This window comes from Streptomyces sp. NPDC096105, from assembly GCF_044763335.1.
Classification (GTDB): domain Bacteria; phylum Actinomycetota; class Actinomycetes; order Streptomycetales; family Streptomycetaceae; genus Streptomyces.
The window spans coordinates 169,665-182,697 of sequence record NZ_JBIWGC010000001.1 but is presented as its reverse complement, the minus strand read 5'-3'; the positions used below and the strand labels follow the sequence as shown (position 1 = coordinate 182,697).

Below are 13,033 nucleotides of genomic sequence, written 5' to 3'. Positions count from 1 at the left end.
GCCACCCTAGCCCGCGCCGCGCCGCACCCGTAAGGGACCCCGCCCGGCAGCGGTCCGGCGTGGCGGGCGCGGGTGTCTATGGTGAGCGGGTGAGCGAGCAGACGCAGGAACCGGGAGGGGCCGCGCCGCGCCGGGTCGTGGTGGCGGGCGCGGGCATGGCGGGCGTGCAGACCGCGGCGGCGCTGCGGGAGCGGGGCTTCACCGGCGAGGTGACGCTGATCGGGGCGGAACCCCACCAGCCGTACGACCGGCCGCCGTTGTCCAAGGCGGTGCTGCTGGGCACCGCCGAGAGCTCCGCCTTCGACGTGGACTTCGAGGAGCTCGGCATCGCACTGCGGCTGGGCTGCGAGGTGACGGGCCTGCGCCCCGGCGACCACGAACTGGACACGGAGGCCGGGCCCGTCCCGTACGACGTGCTGGTGATCGCCACCGGCGCGGAACCGCTGCGGCTGCCCGCCGCGGAGGGCGTGCCCGGGGTGCATCTGCTGCGCACCCTGGACGACGCCGAGCGGCTGCGGCCGGTGCTCGCCGCGCGCCACGACGTCGTGGTGGTGGGGGCGGGCTGGATCGGCGCGGAGTTCGCCACGGCGGCCCGCGAGGCGGGCTGCGCGGTCACCGTCGTGGAGGCCGAGGAGCGGCCGCTGGCGGGGGTGCTGCCCGCGGAGGTGGCCGCGCCGATGACCGCCTGGTACGCGGAGGCCGGCGTCACCCTGCGCACCCGCGCGCGCGTGAGCGGCGTCGAGCCCGGCGCCGTGCTCCTCGACGACGGCAGCCGGCTGCCCGCCGGCGCGGTGGTCGTCGGCATCGGCGCCCGCCCCGCCACGGCCTGGCTGGCCGGGTCCGGGATCGCCCTCGGGACGCACGGCGAGGTCGTCGCCGACGCGCACCTGGCGACCTCCCTGCCCGATGTGTACGCCGTCGGCGACTGCGCGTCCTTCCCGTCCGCCCGCTACGGCGAGCGCCTGCTGGTCCACCACTGGGACAACGCCCTGCAGGGGCCGCGCACGGTCGCCGCGAACATCGTCGGCGGGACCGCGGGCCGCGAGGCGTACGACCCGGTGCCGTACTTCTGGTCCGAGCAGTTCGGGCGGTTCGTGCAGTACGCCGGCCACCACGCGGACGCGGACCGCACGGTGTGGCGCGGGAACCCTTCCGACCCGGCGTGGAGCGTCTGCTGGCTGCGCGGGGGCCGGCTGGTCGCGCTGCTCGCCGTCGGGCGGCCCCGGGACCTGGCGCAGGGGCGGCGGCTGATCGAGGCGGGCGCCGCGATGGACGCGGAGCGGGTGGCCGACCCGGCGCGGCCGCTGAGATCGGCGGCCGTCTGACACCCCGCCGTCGGGGTCCGCCGCCGACGCGCCCGCCCGGTGGGACGGGGCTGGCTTCCGACTGTCGGTGGCAGGTGGCAGGCTTGTCCCGTGACCGAGATTGACGCAAAGATCGATGCTCTCGTCCCCGCCTGGCTCACCCTCCCCGACATCGCCGAGAAGCTCGGCGTCGAGGTGACGCGCGTCCGGCAGCTGGTCAAGGAGGGCCAGCTCATCGCCGTGCGCCGGGGGGAGAACCGCGCGCTGCACGTCCCCGCCGCCTTCATCGACGGGGACAAGGTCGTCAAGGGCCTGACCGGAACCCTGACGCTCCTGCGGGACGACGGCTTCACGGTCGAAGAGATGCTGGAGTGGCTCTTCACCCCCGACCCCAGCCTGCCGGGCACGCCCGCCCAGGCCCTCGCGGAGAACCGCGGCACGGAGGTGAAGCGCCGGGCCCAGGCCCTCGCGGTCTGACCGCGCCCGCCCCTGTCCGAACACCGTTCCCGACGGCCGGGGCCCACCGCCCCGGCCGCGGACTGCCGCGTGCGGGTTCCGCGGGCGCGGGGCCGGGGTGCCGGGCGGGTGCCTGTTCCCGCCCGGGGCCGCGGGCCTGTCGCGCCCCGCACCGGCGCTGGGCCCTGCCCGCCCCTCGTGCTGGCGAGTTCTCGTGTGCGGGTCCGGTGGGCGCGGGGTGTGCCGTGCGTCCGGGCCGCCGGACTCCCGGGGCCGGACCGCCGTGCGGTGCTCATGAGGCACCGCATAGGGTTCCGGCGGCGGGTCCGGCCCGAGGCGGGCCGGGGCCGCCGGCAGCGCGGGTCCGCCCGGCCCGTGTGCCGCCGAGACGAACCCGGGGGGACCCCATGACCGACAGCCCGCGCGCCCGGCTCGCCGACGCCCGCGTCTACCTCTGCACCGACGCCCGCAAGCGGCAGGGCGACCTGCCGGAGTTCCTGGACGCCGTGCTCGCCGGCGGCGTCGACGTCGTGCAGCTGCGCGACAAGGGCATGGAGGCCGCCGAGGAACTGGAGCACCTGGCGGTCCTCGCCGAGGCCTGCGCCCGCCACGGCAAGCTGCTCGCGGTCAACGACCGCGCCGACGTCGCCCACGCCGCGGGCTCCGACGTCCTCCACCTCGGCCAGGGCGACCTGCCCGTCCCCGCCGCCCGCGCGGTCCTCGGCGACGAGATCCTGATCGGCCGCTCCACCCACGCCGAGCCGGAGGCCGCCGCGGCCGCCGTCCAGCCCGGCGTGGACTACTTCTGCACCGGACCCTGCTGGCCCACGCCCACCAAGCCCGGCCGTCCCGCCCCCGGCCTGGACCTCGTCCGGTACGCCGCCGGGCTCGGCACCGACCGCCCCTGGTTCGCCATCGGCGGCATCGACCTCGCCACCCTCGACCAGGTGCTGGACGCCGGCGCCCGCCGGGTGGTCGTGGTCCGCGCCCTCACCGAGGCCGACGATCCCGGCGCCGCGGCCGCCGAGCTGGCACGCCGTGTGCGGGAGGCGGCGGACGCCGGCTGACCGGCGCGGCGGGGGCCGACATCTCGCGTCCGTCCACACTGTGGACGGCAAGTCGGCAAATCAGACAAATATCTCGCTTCTGGTTGGGGGGCCGCCGACCCGTGGCTACGCTGCCCGTATGGCCCTCGGAACCGCATCCACCAGGACGGACCGCGCACGCACCGTGCGCGACATGCTCGCCACCGGGAAGACGACGTACTCGTTCGAGTTCTGGGCCCCCAAGACGGAGAAGGGCGAGCGGAACCTCTGGAACGCGCTCCGCAGGATCGAGGCCGTCGCGCCCAGCTTCGTCTCCGTCACCTACGGCGCGGGCGGTTCCACCCGCGCCGGCACGGTGAAGGCGACCGAGCAGATCGCCGCCGACACCACCCTCACCCCGGTCGCGCACCTCACCGCGGTGGAGCACTCCGTCGCCGAACTGCGCAACATCATCGGCCAGTACGCCGACGCCGGGATCCGCAACATGCTCGCCGTGCGCGGCGACCCGCCCGGCGACCCGATGGGCGAGTGGGTGCCGCACCCCCAGGGCCTGACCTACGCGGCCGAACTGGTGCGTCTCATCAAGGAGTCGGGCGACTTCTGCGTCGGCGTCGCCGCCTTCCCGGAGATGCACCCGCGGTCCAGCGACTGGGACACCGACGTCGCCCGCTTCGTCGACAAGTGCAGGGCCGGCGCGGACTACGCGATCACCCAGATGTTCTTCCGGCCCGAGTCGTACCTGCGGCTGCGTGACCGAGTCGACGCGGCGGGCTGCGAGACGCCCGTGATCCCCGAGGTCATGCCCGTGACCAGCGTGAAGATGCTGGAACGGTTGCCGAAGCTCAGCAACGCGGCCTTCCCTGACACCCTCAAAGAGCGGATCCTCACAGCGAAGGACGATCCGGCGGCGGTACGCTCCATCGGTATCGACTTCGCCACGGAGTTCTGCGCGAGGCTGCTGGCCGAAGGAGTGCCCGGTCTGCACTTCATCACGCTCAACAACTCCACGGCGACGCTGGAAATCTACGAGAACCTGGGTCTGCACCACCCGCCGCAGACCTAGACCGGTCGCACGCGCATACGACACACTGCGTAACGGCCACTGGGAGAGGGGCGTACATGGGCTGGGCGGTCCTCTACATCGCGTTCGGCATCGTCGCGCTGTGGTTGCTGGGTGAGGTGCTGCTGCAGTACAAGGCGCGCCTGCGCTGGCGGCTGCTCGCCTTCGTCGGGTTCCTCGGCGTCGTGTTCGGCGTGCTGATCCCGTCCGTGGTGGTGATCGGACTGGGCGCCGCGGCCTTCGCCGTCGGGCAGACCTACGTCACGCTGTCGTTCCGCCGCGGCTTCCAGGCCGGCTGGGCGGTCAACGCGCCGATGCTGTCCGCCGCCAAGGGCCGCGGCCGCAAACGGGAGGAACCGACGCTGGAGGTCGGCGGCCTCGAGGCGTCCGGCGACCGAGCCGACGCGTTCGACCCCCGCCCGGAGGCGGCCGGTCACGGCGCCGACGACGACTACGACCACGACGACGTCTTCACCCCCGCGTCCGACCGGCAGACGGCCGCGGAGACCACCGCCGTCCACGAACCGCAGCCGATGCCCGACGACACCGGCTCCTACGGCGTCTACGGCGAGCAGGGCCACGCCGGCCAGGACCAGTACGCCGCGACCGCGCAGACCGCCCACGCCGACTACGCCTACGACTACTCCGGCTACGGACAGCAGGGTTACGACACCGGCCAGCAGTACGCCGCGTACTCCGAGCCGTACACCGGCAACCCCGCGTACGACGGCGGCGCGTACGACACGGGCTACACGGACCAGCAGTACGCCCAGCAGGGCTACGCGGCCCCGGACCCGTACGCGACGGGCGGCTACGGCGGCGAGACCCCGGCCGGCGGCCTGTGGGTGCCGCAGCAGCGCAGCACCGACGACCCGTACGGCGGCGAACTCCCGCCGGAGCAGCAGTACCCGTACCAGGACGGCGGGCAGCAGCAGGGCGCCAACGGCAGCGGGTACGACGAGCAGTACCGCTTCTGAGCCAGCGGGCGGTCCCGCGTGGTCCCGCTCAACCGCCCCCTCAGCGGCCCGTGTTCACCGCGAGCCGCGGAAGTCCGGCCCCTCGACGACGAGTCCGGCCACCAGCGCCCCCGACATCCCGGCGTGCGGCAGCCCGCCGCCGGGGTGCGACCAGCCGCCGACGGTGAACAGACCCGGCAGCCGCGTGCTGTTGGACGCGTGCAGGAAACGGCCGTCCGCCGCGGCGAGCGCCGGCGACGGCACCGCGCCGCCCTCCGCGCCCGTCTCCCGCGCGACGTCCCGCGGTGTGCGCACCTCGTGCCACAGCAGCCGGTCCCGCAGATCCGGCACGGCCCGCGCGGCGGCCGTGACCATCCGCTCCGCGTACTCCTCGACGCCGGCTGTCCCGGCGGGCGTCACCGCCGTCACCGTCACCGCCTCGTGCCCGGCGTCCGGGACCAGCGCCGGGTCGTCCGGGCGCAGCACCGTCACCGTCGGCTCGGCGGGCAGCCCGGCGCCGGACAGCGCGTCCAGCTCCGCCTCGCGGTCCCGGGTGTGCACGACCGTCCGGTGCGGGGTGCCCTCCGGGCGGCCGCCGCGCAGCGCCAGCAGCACCGTCGTCCGGCTCGCCCCGTCCCGCCGGGCGGGCACCTCGCCCTCCCCGCGCAGCCGCGTGCCGCTCATCCGCTCCAGCGCGCCGGGGTCCACCCCCGCGACCACCAGGTCCGCCTCCACCGCCGTGCCGTCGGCGAGTTCCACACCCGCCGCCCGGCCGTCCTTCTCCAGCACCGCGGTGACCTCCGCGCCGAAGCGGAACTCCACCCGGCGGGCCAGGCACCGCTCGTACACCGCCCGCGCCAGCTCCCGCAGCCCGCCGCGCACGTACCAGGTGCCGAAGGCGTGTTCCATGTACGGCAGCACCGCCGCGCTCGCCGGGGCGGTCCGGGGATCCAGCCCGAACGCCAGGGCGTGGCTCTCCAGCAGTGCCCGCAGCCGCGGGTCACGCAGCTCCCAGTCGCCCACCTCGGCCAGTGTGGCCGCCTTGCGCGTGCGCAGCAGCCGCCGGTGCGGGACCGCGGGGTAGGGCTCGCGTCCGGCCAGCACCTCCCAGTTGGGCCACAGCGGCTCCTCCAGCAGCGGGCGGCGCGCCCGGTCCCAGGCCTCGCGGGCCCGCACCAGGAAGTCGCCCCAGCGCCGTGCCGCGTCCGCGCCCAGCGCCTCCTCCAGCGCGGAGATCACGCCCGCGCGCGAGGCGTTCGGCAGGGACACCCGGGTGCCGTCCGCGAAGACGTGGTGCGACGACGGGTCGGCCTGCACCAGCTCGACGCACTCCTCCAGCGGCTCCCGGCCCGTCTTCACGAACAGGTCGCGGTAGACGGCGGGCAGCGGCAGCAGCCCGGGACCGGTGTCGAAGGCGAACCCGTCCCGTTCCCGGCGGCGCAGCGCACCGCCGTAGGTCTCCGTCCGCTCGTACACCGCCACCCGGTGGCCCGCGACGGCCAGCCGGGCGGCGGCCGCCAGCGCGCCCGCGCCGGCGCCGATCACCGCAATCCGTGCCATGCCAGGGACTTTATCCGCCGCAGGTCACGGCCCGTCCCCGAGGCCCCGCACCCCCGTGGCGCGACCGTCCGGGCGCACACCGTGATGGGCCCGGGTGCGCAGGCGTGAGTACGCGTACCTAGCCGGCGAGATGAGTACGGCGGCGGATGGGCCCGGACCGGCGGGAACGGAAAAGTGGAGGCCACGGAGAGGGGCCCGGACCCACGGGACCGGCGACACGGGGCGCCGGAACGGGAGCCGGCCCGCGATCCGCTCCTTCCGCCGGCGCCGTCGGCGGGAGCGAGGCACGGGGGAACCCGGGGGAACGATCGCGACGGGGGTTCCACGGGGGGACGTACGGGGGAACGGAAGGCGCTGGTCCGGCCGGTGGCCCGCGGGGGACGCGGCCACCGGCGGACCGGCGCCTTCACTTCCGCGGCGGACGTCAGCGGCGGCCGCTGACCCGCCCCTGCAGCAGCCGCGACAGCGCCGCGTGCACGTCGTCCAGGGACCGCTCCGGCTGGAACGACTTCCAGTCCAGCGCCGCCACCAGCACCATGCCCACCAGCGCCGCCGCCGTCAGCGGCACGTCGATCTCCTCGCTGAACTCCCCGGCCGCCACGCCCCCGCGCAGCACGCCCTCGACCACCGCCACGGCCTGCTGCCGCACCACCATCAGCGTCGACTGCCAGGCCCGGTTGGTGCGCCACAGCTCGGCCACGTAGAGCTGCGTGAAGGCCGGGTAGCGGTCGATGAACACCAGCCCAGCGCGGATCATGGCGTCCAGGGCGTCGACCTTGGAGCCGCCCTCCCGGGCCGTCCGCTCGGCCGCCTCCCGCAGCGAGGCGGTCAGCAGGCCGACCCCGTGCCGCAGCAGCTCCTCGAAGAGGACCGACTTGCTCGCGAAGTTGTAGTAGACGGTGCCCTTCGCGACGCCCGCCCGTTCGGCGATCTCGTCCACGGTGGTGGCGGAGAACCCCTGCTCGGCGATGAGGGTGACGGCCGCCTCGTAGAGCTTCTGCCGGGTGGCCTCGCGGCGGGCGCTGCCGCCCGGCGTGGTGCTGCTGCGTTCCATGGCCCTGATTCTCACAGGAGCGCCCGTCCGTCCGTTCACAGGCTCAGCTCCGGGTGCAGCCGGTCGAGCGTCCACACCTGCCGGCGGCGGGCCGACAGCGCGGTCAGCGCGAGCGCCCCGGCCGTGAACGCCGCCAGCACGGCGCAGGCCGTCCACACGGGGCCGAGCCCGCCGCCCGTGATCAGCCGCCGCAGCGCCTCCACGACGTGCGTCATCGGCAGGAACGGGTGCAGCGCGTTGAAGAAGTCCGGACTGGTCTGCACGGGGTACGTGCCGCCCGCCGAGGTGAGCTGGAGCATCAGCAGCGCCAGCACCAGGATCCGGCCGGCCGCGCCGAAGCGGGCGTTCAGCCACTGCACGATCGCCGCGAAGCACGCCGTGACCAGGAACAGGAAGCCCACCGTGCCGGCCGCCCGCGCCATCCGCAGGCCGAGCCCCCAGTGCAGCACCGACATCAGCGCCACGGTCTGCAGCACCCCGATCGCCGCCACCGGCAGCCAGCCCGCCAGCGCGATCCGCCAGGCGGAGGCGCCCGCCGCGAGCGCCCGCCGGTTCATCGGCGCGATCAGCATGTACGCCACCATCGCGCCCACCCACAGTGACAGCGGGATGAAGTACGGGGCGAAACCGGTGCCGTAATCGGGCGCCTTGTGCAGGTCGTGGGAGACCAGCCGCACGGGGTCGGCCATCACCTCGGTGCGCCGGTCGCGGTCCTGCTCGTCGTAGTCGGGGATCTTCCCGGCGCCCTCGTGCAGACCGCCGGCCAGCTCCTCGGAACCGTCGGCCAGCTTGAAGAGCCCGCCGCTGAGGTCGTCCGCGCCCGTCTTCAGCCTGCCGACGCCCTTGTCCAGGTTCCGGGCGCCCGTCTCGGCGGTGGCGAGTCCCTCGTGCAGCTTCTTCGCCCCCGCCGCGACCTTGCGGGCGCCCGTGTCGAGCTTGTCGACGCGGCTGACGGCGTCCTCGAGGTCCTCGGAGAGGCGCGGGGCGCGCCCGGCCAGCGCGCGCGCCTGCTTCTCCAGGGCGGCGAGCTGCCCGTCGAGCTTCTTCAGGTCGGCGTGGCGGGAGGTCACCAGGCCGTCGACGTCGTCGGCGACGGACGAGGCGGCCGCCGCCGCCTCCCCGGCCTTCTCCAGGTCCGGACAGGCGGGGTCGGGCGCGTCGGCGTCCTCGCAGCGCTCGCGGTGGAGCGTGTCCAGGGTGCCGGACGCCTCACGGGCGTCCTTCGCGGCGGCCGGCGCCTTCTCCGCCAGCGCGTCCAGGTCGTCCCGCAGTCGTTCCGCCCCGTCGGCGACGAGCCGGGCCGTCTCGCCGATGGCCTTCTCGTTCTTCTTCAGGAACGGGCCCGCCCCGGCGTTCAGCGCGTTCACCTTCTCGGCGAGCCGGCGCGTGCCGTCCGCGACCTTCCCGGAGCCGTCCTCCAGGGCGCCCGCGCCCTTGTGGAGGTCCTTCAGCCCCTTGGACAGCTTGCCGCTGCCCGAGCGGGCGTCCCGCAGCCCGTCGACGAGGTCCTTGGAGCCCTTCTCCGCCTCGCCGATGCCCCCGTTCAGCTCGTCGGCGCCCTGCGCCGCCTTCACGGTCTCGCCGTGGAGGTCGGAGAAGGAGACGAAGATCCGGTCCAGGAAGGACCGGGAGGCCCTGGTGGACGCCGCCCGCCGCACCTCGCCGAACACCGTCCGGGAGATCTGCCCGACGATGTAGTTGTTCGCGTCGTTGGTGCGCACCCGCAGCGCGCCGGTCTCGGGGGAGTCGCCCGAACTGGAGGCGATACGGCGGCTGAAGTCGGCGGGCACCGTCAGCGACAGGTAGTACGTGCCGTCCTCGACCCCGCGCCTGGCCTCCTCCTCGCTCACCTCCCGCCAGTCGAAGGCGGAGCTGTCGTGCAGACCCTCCGCGATGTCGTCGCCGGCCGTGATCCGCTCGCCGTCCGCGGTCGCGCCCCTGTCCTCGTTCACGAGGGCCACGGGGATCCGGTGGAGACGGCCGTACGGGTCCCAGAACGACCACAGGTACAGGGCGCCGTAGAGCAGGGGCAGCACCAGCAGGGCGACGAGCGCCGCGCGCGGGAGGGTGCCGCGCCCGAAACGCCGCAGCTCAAGGGCGGCCAGTCGGGGCGATCGCATCGTCGGCGGCCTCCTTCTCGGCGTGGTCGGCGGGGGAGTGGCCGGTGGCGTCGGTCCCGTGGGTCTCGTGGGCCTCGTCGGCAGCGGCGTGGGCGGCTGCGCAGGGGCTGTCGGCCTCGGCTGTCCCGTCCCGGCGGGCGTCGGGGCCGGCGTCGGTCCGGCCGGGGTCCGCTGCCGGGGCGCCGGGGTCCGCTGCCGTGCCGGCGGGGGAGGTGCCCGGCTCGTCGTCGGCGGGAGCGGCGGGCTCGTCGGCCCCCGTGCCGGACCGTCCGGCGCCGGTGCGGACGACCACCGCGCCGGACGGCGGCTCGCTGCACACGGCCAGCACCGTGACGCCCGTGTCCGCGACGGACCGCAGCAGGCCCCACACCTCGTCCCGCTCGGCGGACGACAGCTTCAGGTCGGTGTCGTCGATCCCGAGCAGCCGGGGACGCCCCAGCAACGCCAGCGCCAGCGACAGCCGCAGCGCCTCCACCCGCTCCAGGTCCCGCACCGCGGTCCGCTCGCCCTTGGGCAGGGCCGCCGGGTCCAGGCCGGCGGTGGCCAGCGCCTCCTCGATGTGCCGGCGCCGCTCCCGCCGCCGCTCGGCGCGCGGGCGCAGCAACTGCCGGGGCCGGGGGAGCGCGTCCCCGAAGCGGCGCCGCAGCAGCTCCCGCTCGCGCAGGTGCTCGGCCACGGTGAACGCCGGGTCGAGGTCGGTCACCCCGGCGACGTGCGCCAGGCCGCTGCGGCGGCGTACGGCGGCCATGCGCCGGGGCAGTTCCAGCCCGCCGACGACGGCCCGCCCCTCCGTCGGCCTCATGCGCCCGGTGAGCGCGAGCAGCAGACAGGTGCGGCCCGTGCCGGACGGTCCCGTCACCGCGATCAGCGCACTGGGCCCGGCGTGGACCGAGACGTCGCGGAAGGCCCACCCCCGCGGCCCCCTCAGGCCGAGGCCGTCGGCCACGACGGCGAGTCCGCCCGGATCGTCCACGAGTCCCCCTGGAACTTTTGAACTGACTGGTCAGTGCAAAAGCTAGCTCGAACGGGCGAGCGGGGCAACGTCGCAGGTCAGAACGGATTGTCAGTGCCATACCGCACGATGTGCACATACGGCACTTGCCTCATGGCGTGCCGTCACGAAGACGACAGGAGGTTCGTCATGGCCCACTCGTCCGCAGCAGCCGCCCGTCGGCGCCGCGCAACCGGCCCTGCCCCCTCACTGAACAACGGCCCGGCGAGCGACATCCACCCCGTGCTGCGCCGCGCCACGGCCCCGCCGGCCGCCCTCGACCTGCTCGCCCAGGCCCGCGCCGGACTCGACGAGGCCGCCGTCCTCGACACCCCCAACGAGCGCTACGCCATGGCCCACCTGGCCGCCCTGCGCACCGCCGCCGCCGTGCTCGCCGCCCGGGGCAGGCCCGAGACCTCGCCCCGGGCGCGGGCGAGGATACGAAGCGCGTGGGAGGTGCTCCCGGAGATCGCGCCCGAACTCACCGAGTGGAGCGCCCTCTTCGCCTCCGGGGCGCAGCGCCGCGCCCGGGCCGAGGCGGGCATCCAGGGCGCGGCGACCGTGCGGGACGCCGACGACCTGATCCGGGACGTGGCGATGTTCCTGCGGCTGGTCGAGCGGATGCTGGTGCTCCAGCCGGTGCTGCCCCAGTCCCGCCCCGACCAGGACGGCCCGGACACCACCCCGCGCGGCGGCCTGCCCGACGCGGGCTGACCGGGGCGCCACCGGGTGAGGGCGGGCCGCCGCGCAGGCCATAGGGTGGACAGCGCCTGAAACCCGATCGCCCCGCCCCACCCCAGGCGGTGCCCCGCCGAGGAGTCACCACCGTGCCGGACCCGATGCGCCCCCGCGCCGCTCTCCGTACCGCCGTTGTCTGGGACGTCCTCCAGGACGCCCTGGAACGCAGGGTCAAGGCCACCGGACGGCAGGCCCTGGACGTCCTCGACACCGGCGGCGGCAGCGGCAACTTCGCCGTGCCCCTGGCCCGGCTCGGTCACCGGGTGACCGTCGTGGACCCCAGCCCCGACGCCCTGTTCGCCCTGGAGCGCCGTGCCGCCGAGGAGGACGTCGCGGACCGGGTGCACGGCGTGCAGGGCGACGTCCGCGGCCTCTTCGACGTCGCCGAGCGCGGCGGTTACGACGTCGTGCTGTGCCACGGCGTCCTGGAGTACGTCGACGACCCGGCGGAGGGCGTGCGCAACACGGTGGCAGCCCTGCGCCCCGGCGGCGTCCTGAGCCTGCTCGCCGCGGGCCTGGGCGGCGCGGTGCTCGCCCGCGCCCTCGCCGGGCACTTCACGGAGGCCCGGCAGGCGCTCGGCGACCCGAACGGCCGATGGGGCGAGGGCGACCCCGTGCCGCGCCGCTTCACCGCCGACCAGCTCACCGCGCTGGTGCGCGGCGCGGGCCTGGAGGTCGGCGCGGTGCACGGCGTACGGGTCTTCTCGGACCTCGTCCCCGGAGTGCTGGTCGACACCGAGCCCGGAGCTCTGGAGGCGCTGCTGAAGCTGGAGGCCGCAGCGGCCGAGCTCGACGCGTTCCACTCCGTGGCCACGCAGCTTCATGTGCTCGGTGGGGCCAGGGGGACCGCCGAGGCGTGAGCCGCCGTCCGTGACACGGCGCTGATCAGCGGCGCGTCCGGCGGCCCCGGGGCGCATGGACTGTGCCACAGGCCCCCCGAACGGCGGCTCGGAGCCGTATGATCGAAGGAGACCGCCCGGCATGACGGGCCGGCCGCCGGGGAATGACAGCCTCAGCGGACCGGTGCGTGATGGCGGACACCGGTTGGCAATTGGCGCAGAGGGGCGGGTTTCACGGGGGCGATTCCCTGCCTATCCTGAAGGGACCCCCCGGGTCGCCCCGGCGACTGCACGATGAGGAGGACTCCGTGCCGCTCTCGGAGCACGAGCAGCGCATGCTCGAGCAGATGGAGCGAGCGCTGTACGCCGAAGATCCCAAGTTCGCGACGGCGCTCGAGGGAAGCGGGCTGCGTACGTACACCCGGCGACGGGTCTACCAGGCGGTCGCGGGCTTCCTCGTAGGTATTGCGCTCCTCATGGCCGGTATGGTCGCCCAGCTGGTGTGGCTCAGCGTCGTGGGTTTCCTCGTGATGCTGGGATGCGCCGTACTCGCGGTGACCGGATGGCGCAAGGCGCCCAAGCCGGGTGAGCAGGCCGCCGGTGCGAGTGCCGCGCCGCGCGCCGGCCGCCAGAGCAGAGCGCGTCGCTCGATGATGGACCGCATCGAGGAGCGGTGGCAGCGGCGCCGTGACGAACAGGGCGGCGGCCACTGAGGTCCTCGTAGCTTCTGGCTCAGGGGCGCCCACCGACACGGTGGGCGCCCCTGAGCCGTCCCTGGCACCGGTCGCGGCCCCACCCGTGGTCGCTCCGTAGTCGTGTGGGGGGGGGTGCCCCCCCCCGGGGCGGGCGGGGGGGACCAAGCCCACCCACACGACCAGCACCCCCAGCCCCCCCCCCACGAACACCGCG

General features: G+C 75.2%; 12 protein-coding genes. 8 read left to right on the top strand and 4 right to left on the bottom strand.

Features of this window, described 5'->3' with window-relative positions:
• Positions 1–89: 89 nt before the first annotated feature.
• From ACIQ8B_RS00820 to ACIQ8B_RS00800, 5 genes are all read left to right on the top strand, one after another.
• Entirely contained in the window at positions 90–1,325 is a 1,236-nt protein-coding gene (locus ACIQ8B_RS00820; RefSeq protein ID WP_403544249.1) for an NAD(P)/FAD-dependent oxidoreductase, read from the top strand.
• 90 nt (positions 1,326–1,415) lie between these two features.
• A complete protein-coding gene (locus ACIQ8B_RS00815; RefSeq protein ID WP_006131264.1) occupies positions 1,416–1,781 on the top strand; it encodes an Rv2175c family DNA-binding protein in 366 nt (121 codons plus the stop codon).
• Between the two features lie 386 nt (positions 1,782–2,167).
• The gene (gene thiE, locus ACIQ8B_RS00810; RefSeq protein ID WP_403544247.1) at positions 2,168–2,827 is read left to right on the top strand and encodes a thiamine phosphate synthase; all 660 of its coding nucleotides are present in this window, start codon (positions 2,168–2,170) and stop codon (positions 2,825–2,827) included.
• A 118-nt stretch (positions 2,828–2,945) separates the two neighbouring features.
• Positions 2,946–3,869 (top strand): methylenetetrahydrofolate reductase [NAD(P)H], encoded by a 924-nt coding sequence (metF, locus tag ACIQ8B_RS00805; protein WP_403544245.1) that lies wholly within the window; start codon positions 2,946–2,948, stop codon positions 3,867–3,869.
• A gap of 56 nt (positions 3,870–3,925) precedes the next feature.
• Positions 3,926–4,843, top strand: coding sequence for a hypothetical protein (locus ACIQ8B_RS00800; protein WP_403544243.1), 918 nt, complete (start codon positions 3,926–3,928; stop codon positions 4,841–4,843).
• Between the two features lie 54 nt (positions 4,844–4,897).
• Here the strand turns inward: ACIQ8B_RS00800 and ACIQ8B_RS00795 are convergent, their stop codons facing one another.
• The 4 genes from ACIQ8B_RS00795 to ACIQ8B_RS00780 all read right to left on the bottom strand — a co-directional run bounded on the left by ACIQ8B_RS00795 (position 4,898) and on the right by ACIQ8B_RS00780 (position 10,529).
• Entirely contained in the window at positions 4,898–6,382 is a 1,485-nt protein-coding gene (locus ACIQ8B_RS00795; protein WP_403544241.1) for a phytoene desaturase family protein, read from the bottom strand.
• Positions 6,383–6,806: 424 nt separating this feature from the next.
• Positions 6,807–7,436 (bottom strand): TetR/AcrR family transcriptional regulator, encoded by a 630-nt coding sequence (locus ACIQ8B_RS00790; RefSeq protein WP_106416467.1) that lies wholly within the window; start codon positions 7,434–7,436, stop codon positions 6,807–6,809.
• A gap of 35 nt (positions 7,437–7,471) precedes the next feature.
• Positions 7,472–9,556, bottom strand: a complete 2,085-nt coding sequence (locus tag ACIQ8B_RS00785; protein WP_403544239.1) for a YhgE/Pip family protein — start codon at positions 9,554–9,556, stop codon at positions 7,472–7,474.
• Complete coding sequence (locus ACIQ8B_RS00780; protein ID WP_403544237.1) at positions 9,528–10,529, bottom strand: ABC transporter ATP-binding protein; 1,002 nt, start codon at positions 10,527–10,529, stop codon at positions 9,528–9,530. The genes ACIQ8B_RS00785 and ACIQ8B_RS00780 overlap by 29 nt, the downstream gene beginning before the upstream one ends.
• 168 nt (positions 10,530–10,697) lie before the next feature.
• On the opposite strand from ACIQ8B_RS00780, the gene ACIQ8B_RS00775 reads away from it, so the two are divergent.
• The 3 genes from ACIQ8B_RS00775 to ACIQ8B_RS00765 all read left to right on the top strand — a co-directional run bounded on the left by ACIQ8B_RS00775 (position 10,698) and on the right by ACIQ8B_RS00765 (position 12,837).
• The gene (locus ACIQ8B_RS00775; protein ID WP_290007503.1) at positions 10,698–11,261 is read left to right on the top strand and encodes an SAV_6107 family HEPN domain-containing protein; all 564 of its coding nucleotides are present in this window, start codon (positions 10,698–10,700) and stop codon (positions 11,259–11,261) included.
• A gap of 113 nt (positions 11,262–11,374) precedes the next feature.
• On the top strand, positions 11,375–12,145 hold the full coding sequence (locus ACIQ8B_RS00770) for a methyltransferase (RefSeq protein WP_290007504.1): 771 nt from the start codon (positions 11,375–11,377) through the stop codon (positions 12,143–12,145).
• A gap of 287 nt (positions 12,146–12,432) precedes the next feature.
• Positions 12,433–12,837, top strand: a complete 405-nt coding sequence (locus ACIQ8B_RS00765; protein WP_290007506.1) for a DUF3040 domain-containing protein — start codon at positions 12,433–12,435, stop codon at positions 12,835–12,837.
• Positions 12,838–13,033 lie beyond the last annotated feature (196 nt).

What these genes read in the sequence shown, in the direction of transcription:
- ACIQ8B_RS00785 (WP_403544239.1), bottom strand. Translation starts at nt 9,556, where the DNA reads ATGCGATCGCCCCGACTGGCCGCCCTTGAGCTGCGGCGTTTCGGGCGC.
- ACIQ8B_RS00800 (WP_403544243.1), top strand. Translation starts at nt 3,926, where the DNA reads ATGGGCTGGGCGGTCCTCTACATCGCGTTCGGCATCGTCGCGCTGTGG.
- ACIQ8B_RS00790 (WP_106416467.1), bottom strand. Translation starts at nt 7,436, where the DNA reads ATGGAACGCAGCAGCACCACGCCGGGCGGCAGCGCCCGCCGCGAGGCC.
- ACIQ8B_RS00795 (WP_403544241.1), bottom strand. Translation starts at nt 6,382, where the DNA reads ATGGCACGGATTGCGGTGATCGGCGCCGGCGCGGGCGCGCTGGCGGCC.
- thiE (WP_403544247.1), top strand. Translation starts at nt 2,168, where the DNA reads ATGACCGACAGCCCGCGCGCCCGGCTCGCCGACGCCCGCGTCTACCTC.
- ACIQ8B_RS00775 (WP_290007503.1), top strand. Translation starts at nt 10,698, where the DNA reads ATGGCCCACTCGTCCGCAGCAGCCGCCCGTCGGCGCCGCGCAACCGGC.
- metF (WP_403544245.1), top strand. Translation starts at nt 2,946, where the DNA reads ATGGCCCTCGGAACCGCATCCACCAGGACGGACCGCGCACGCACCGTG.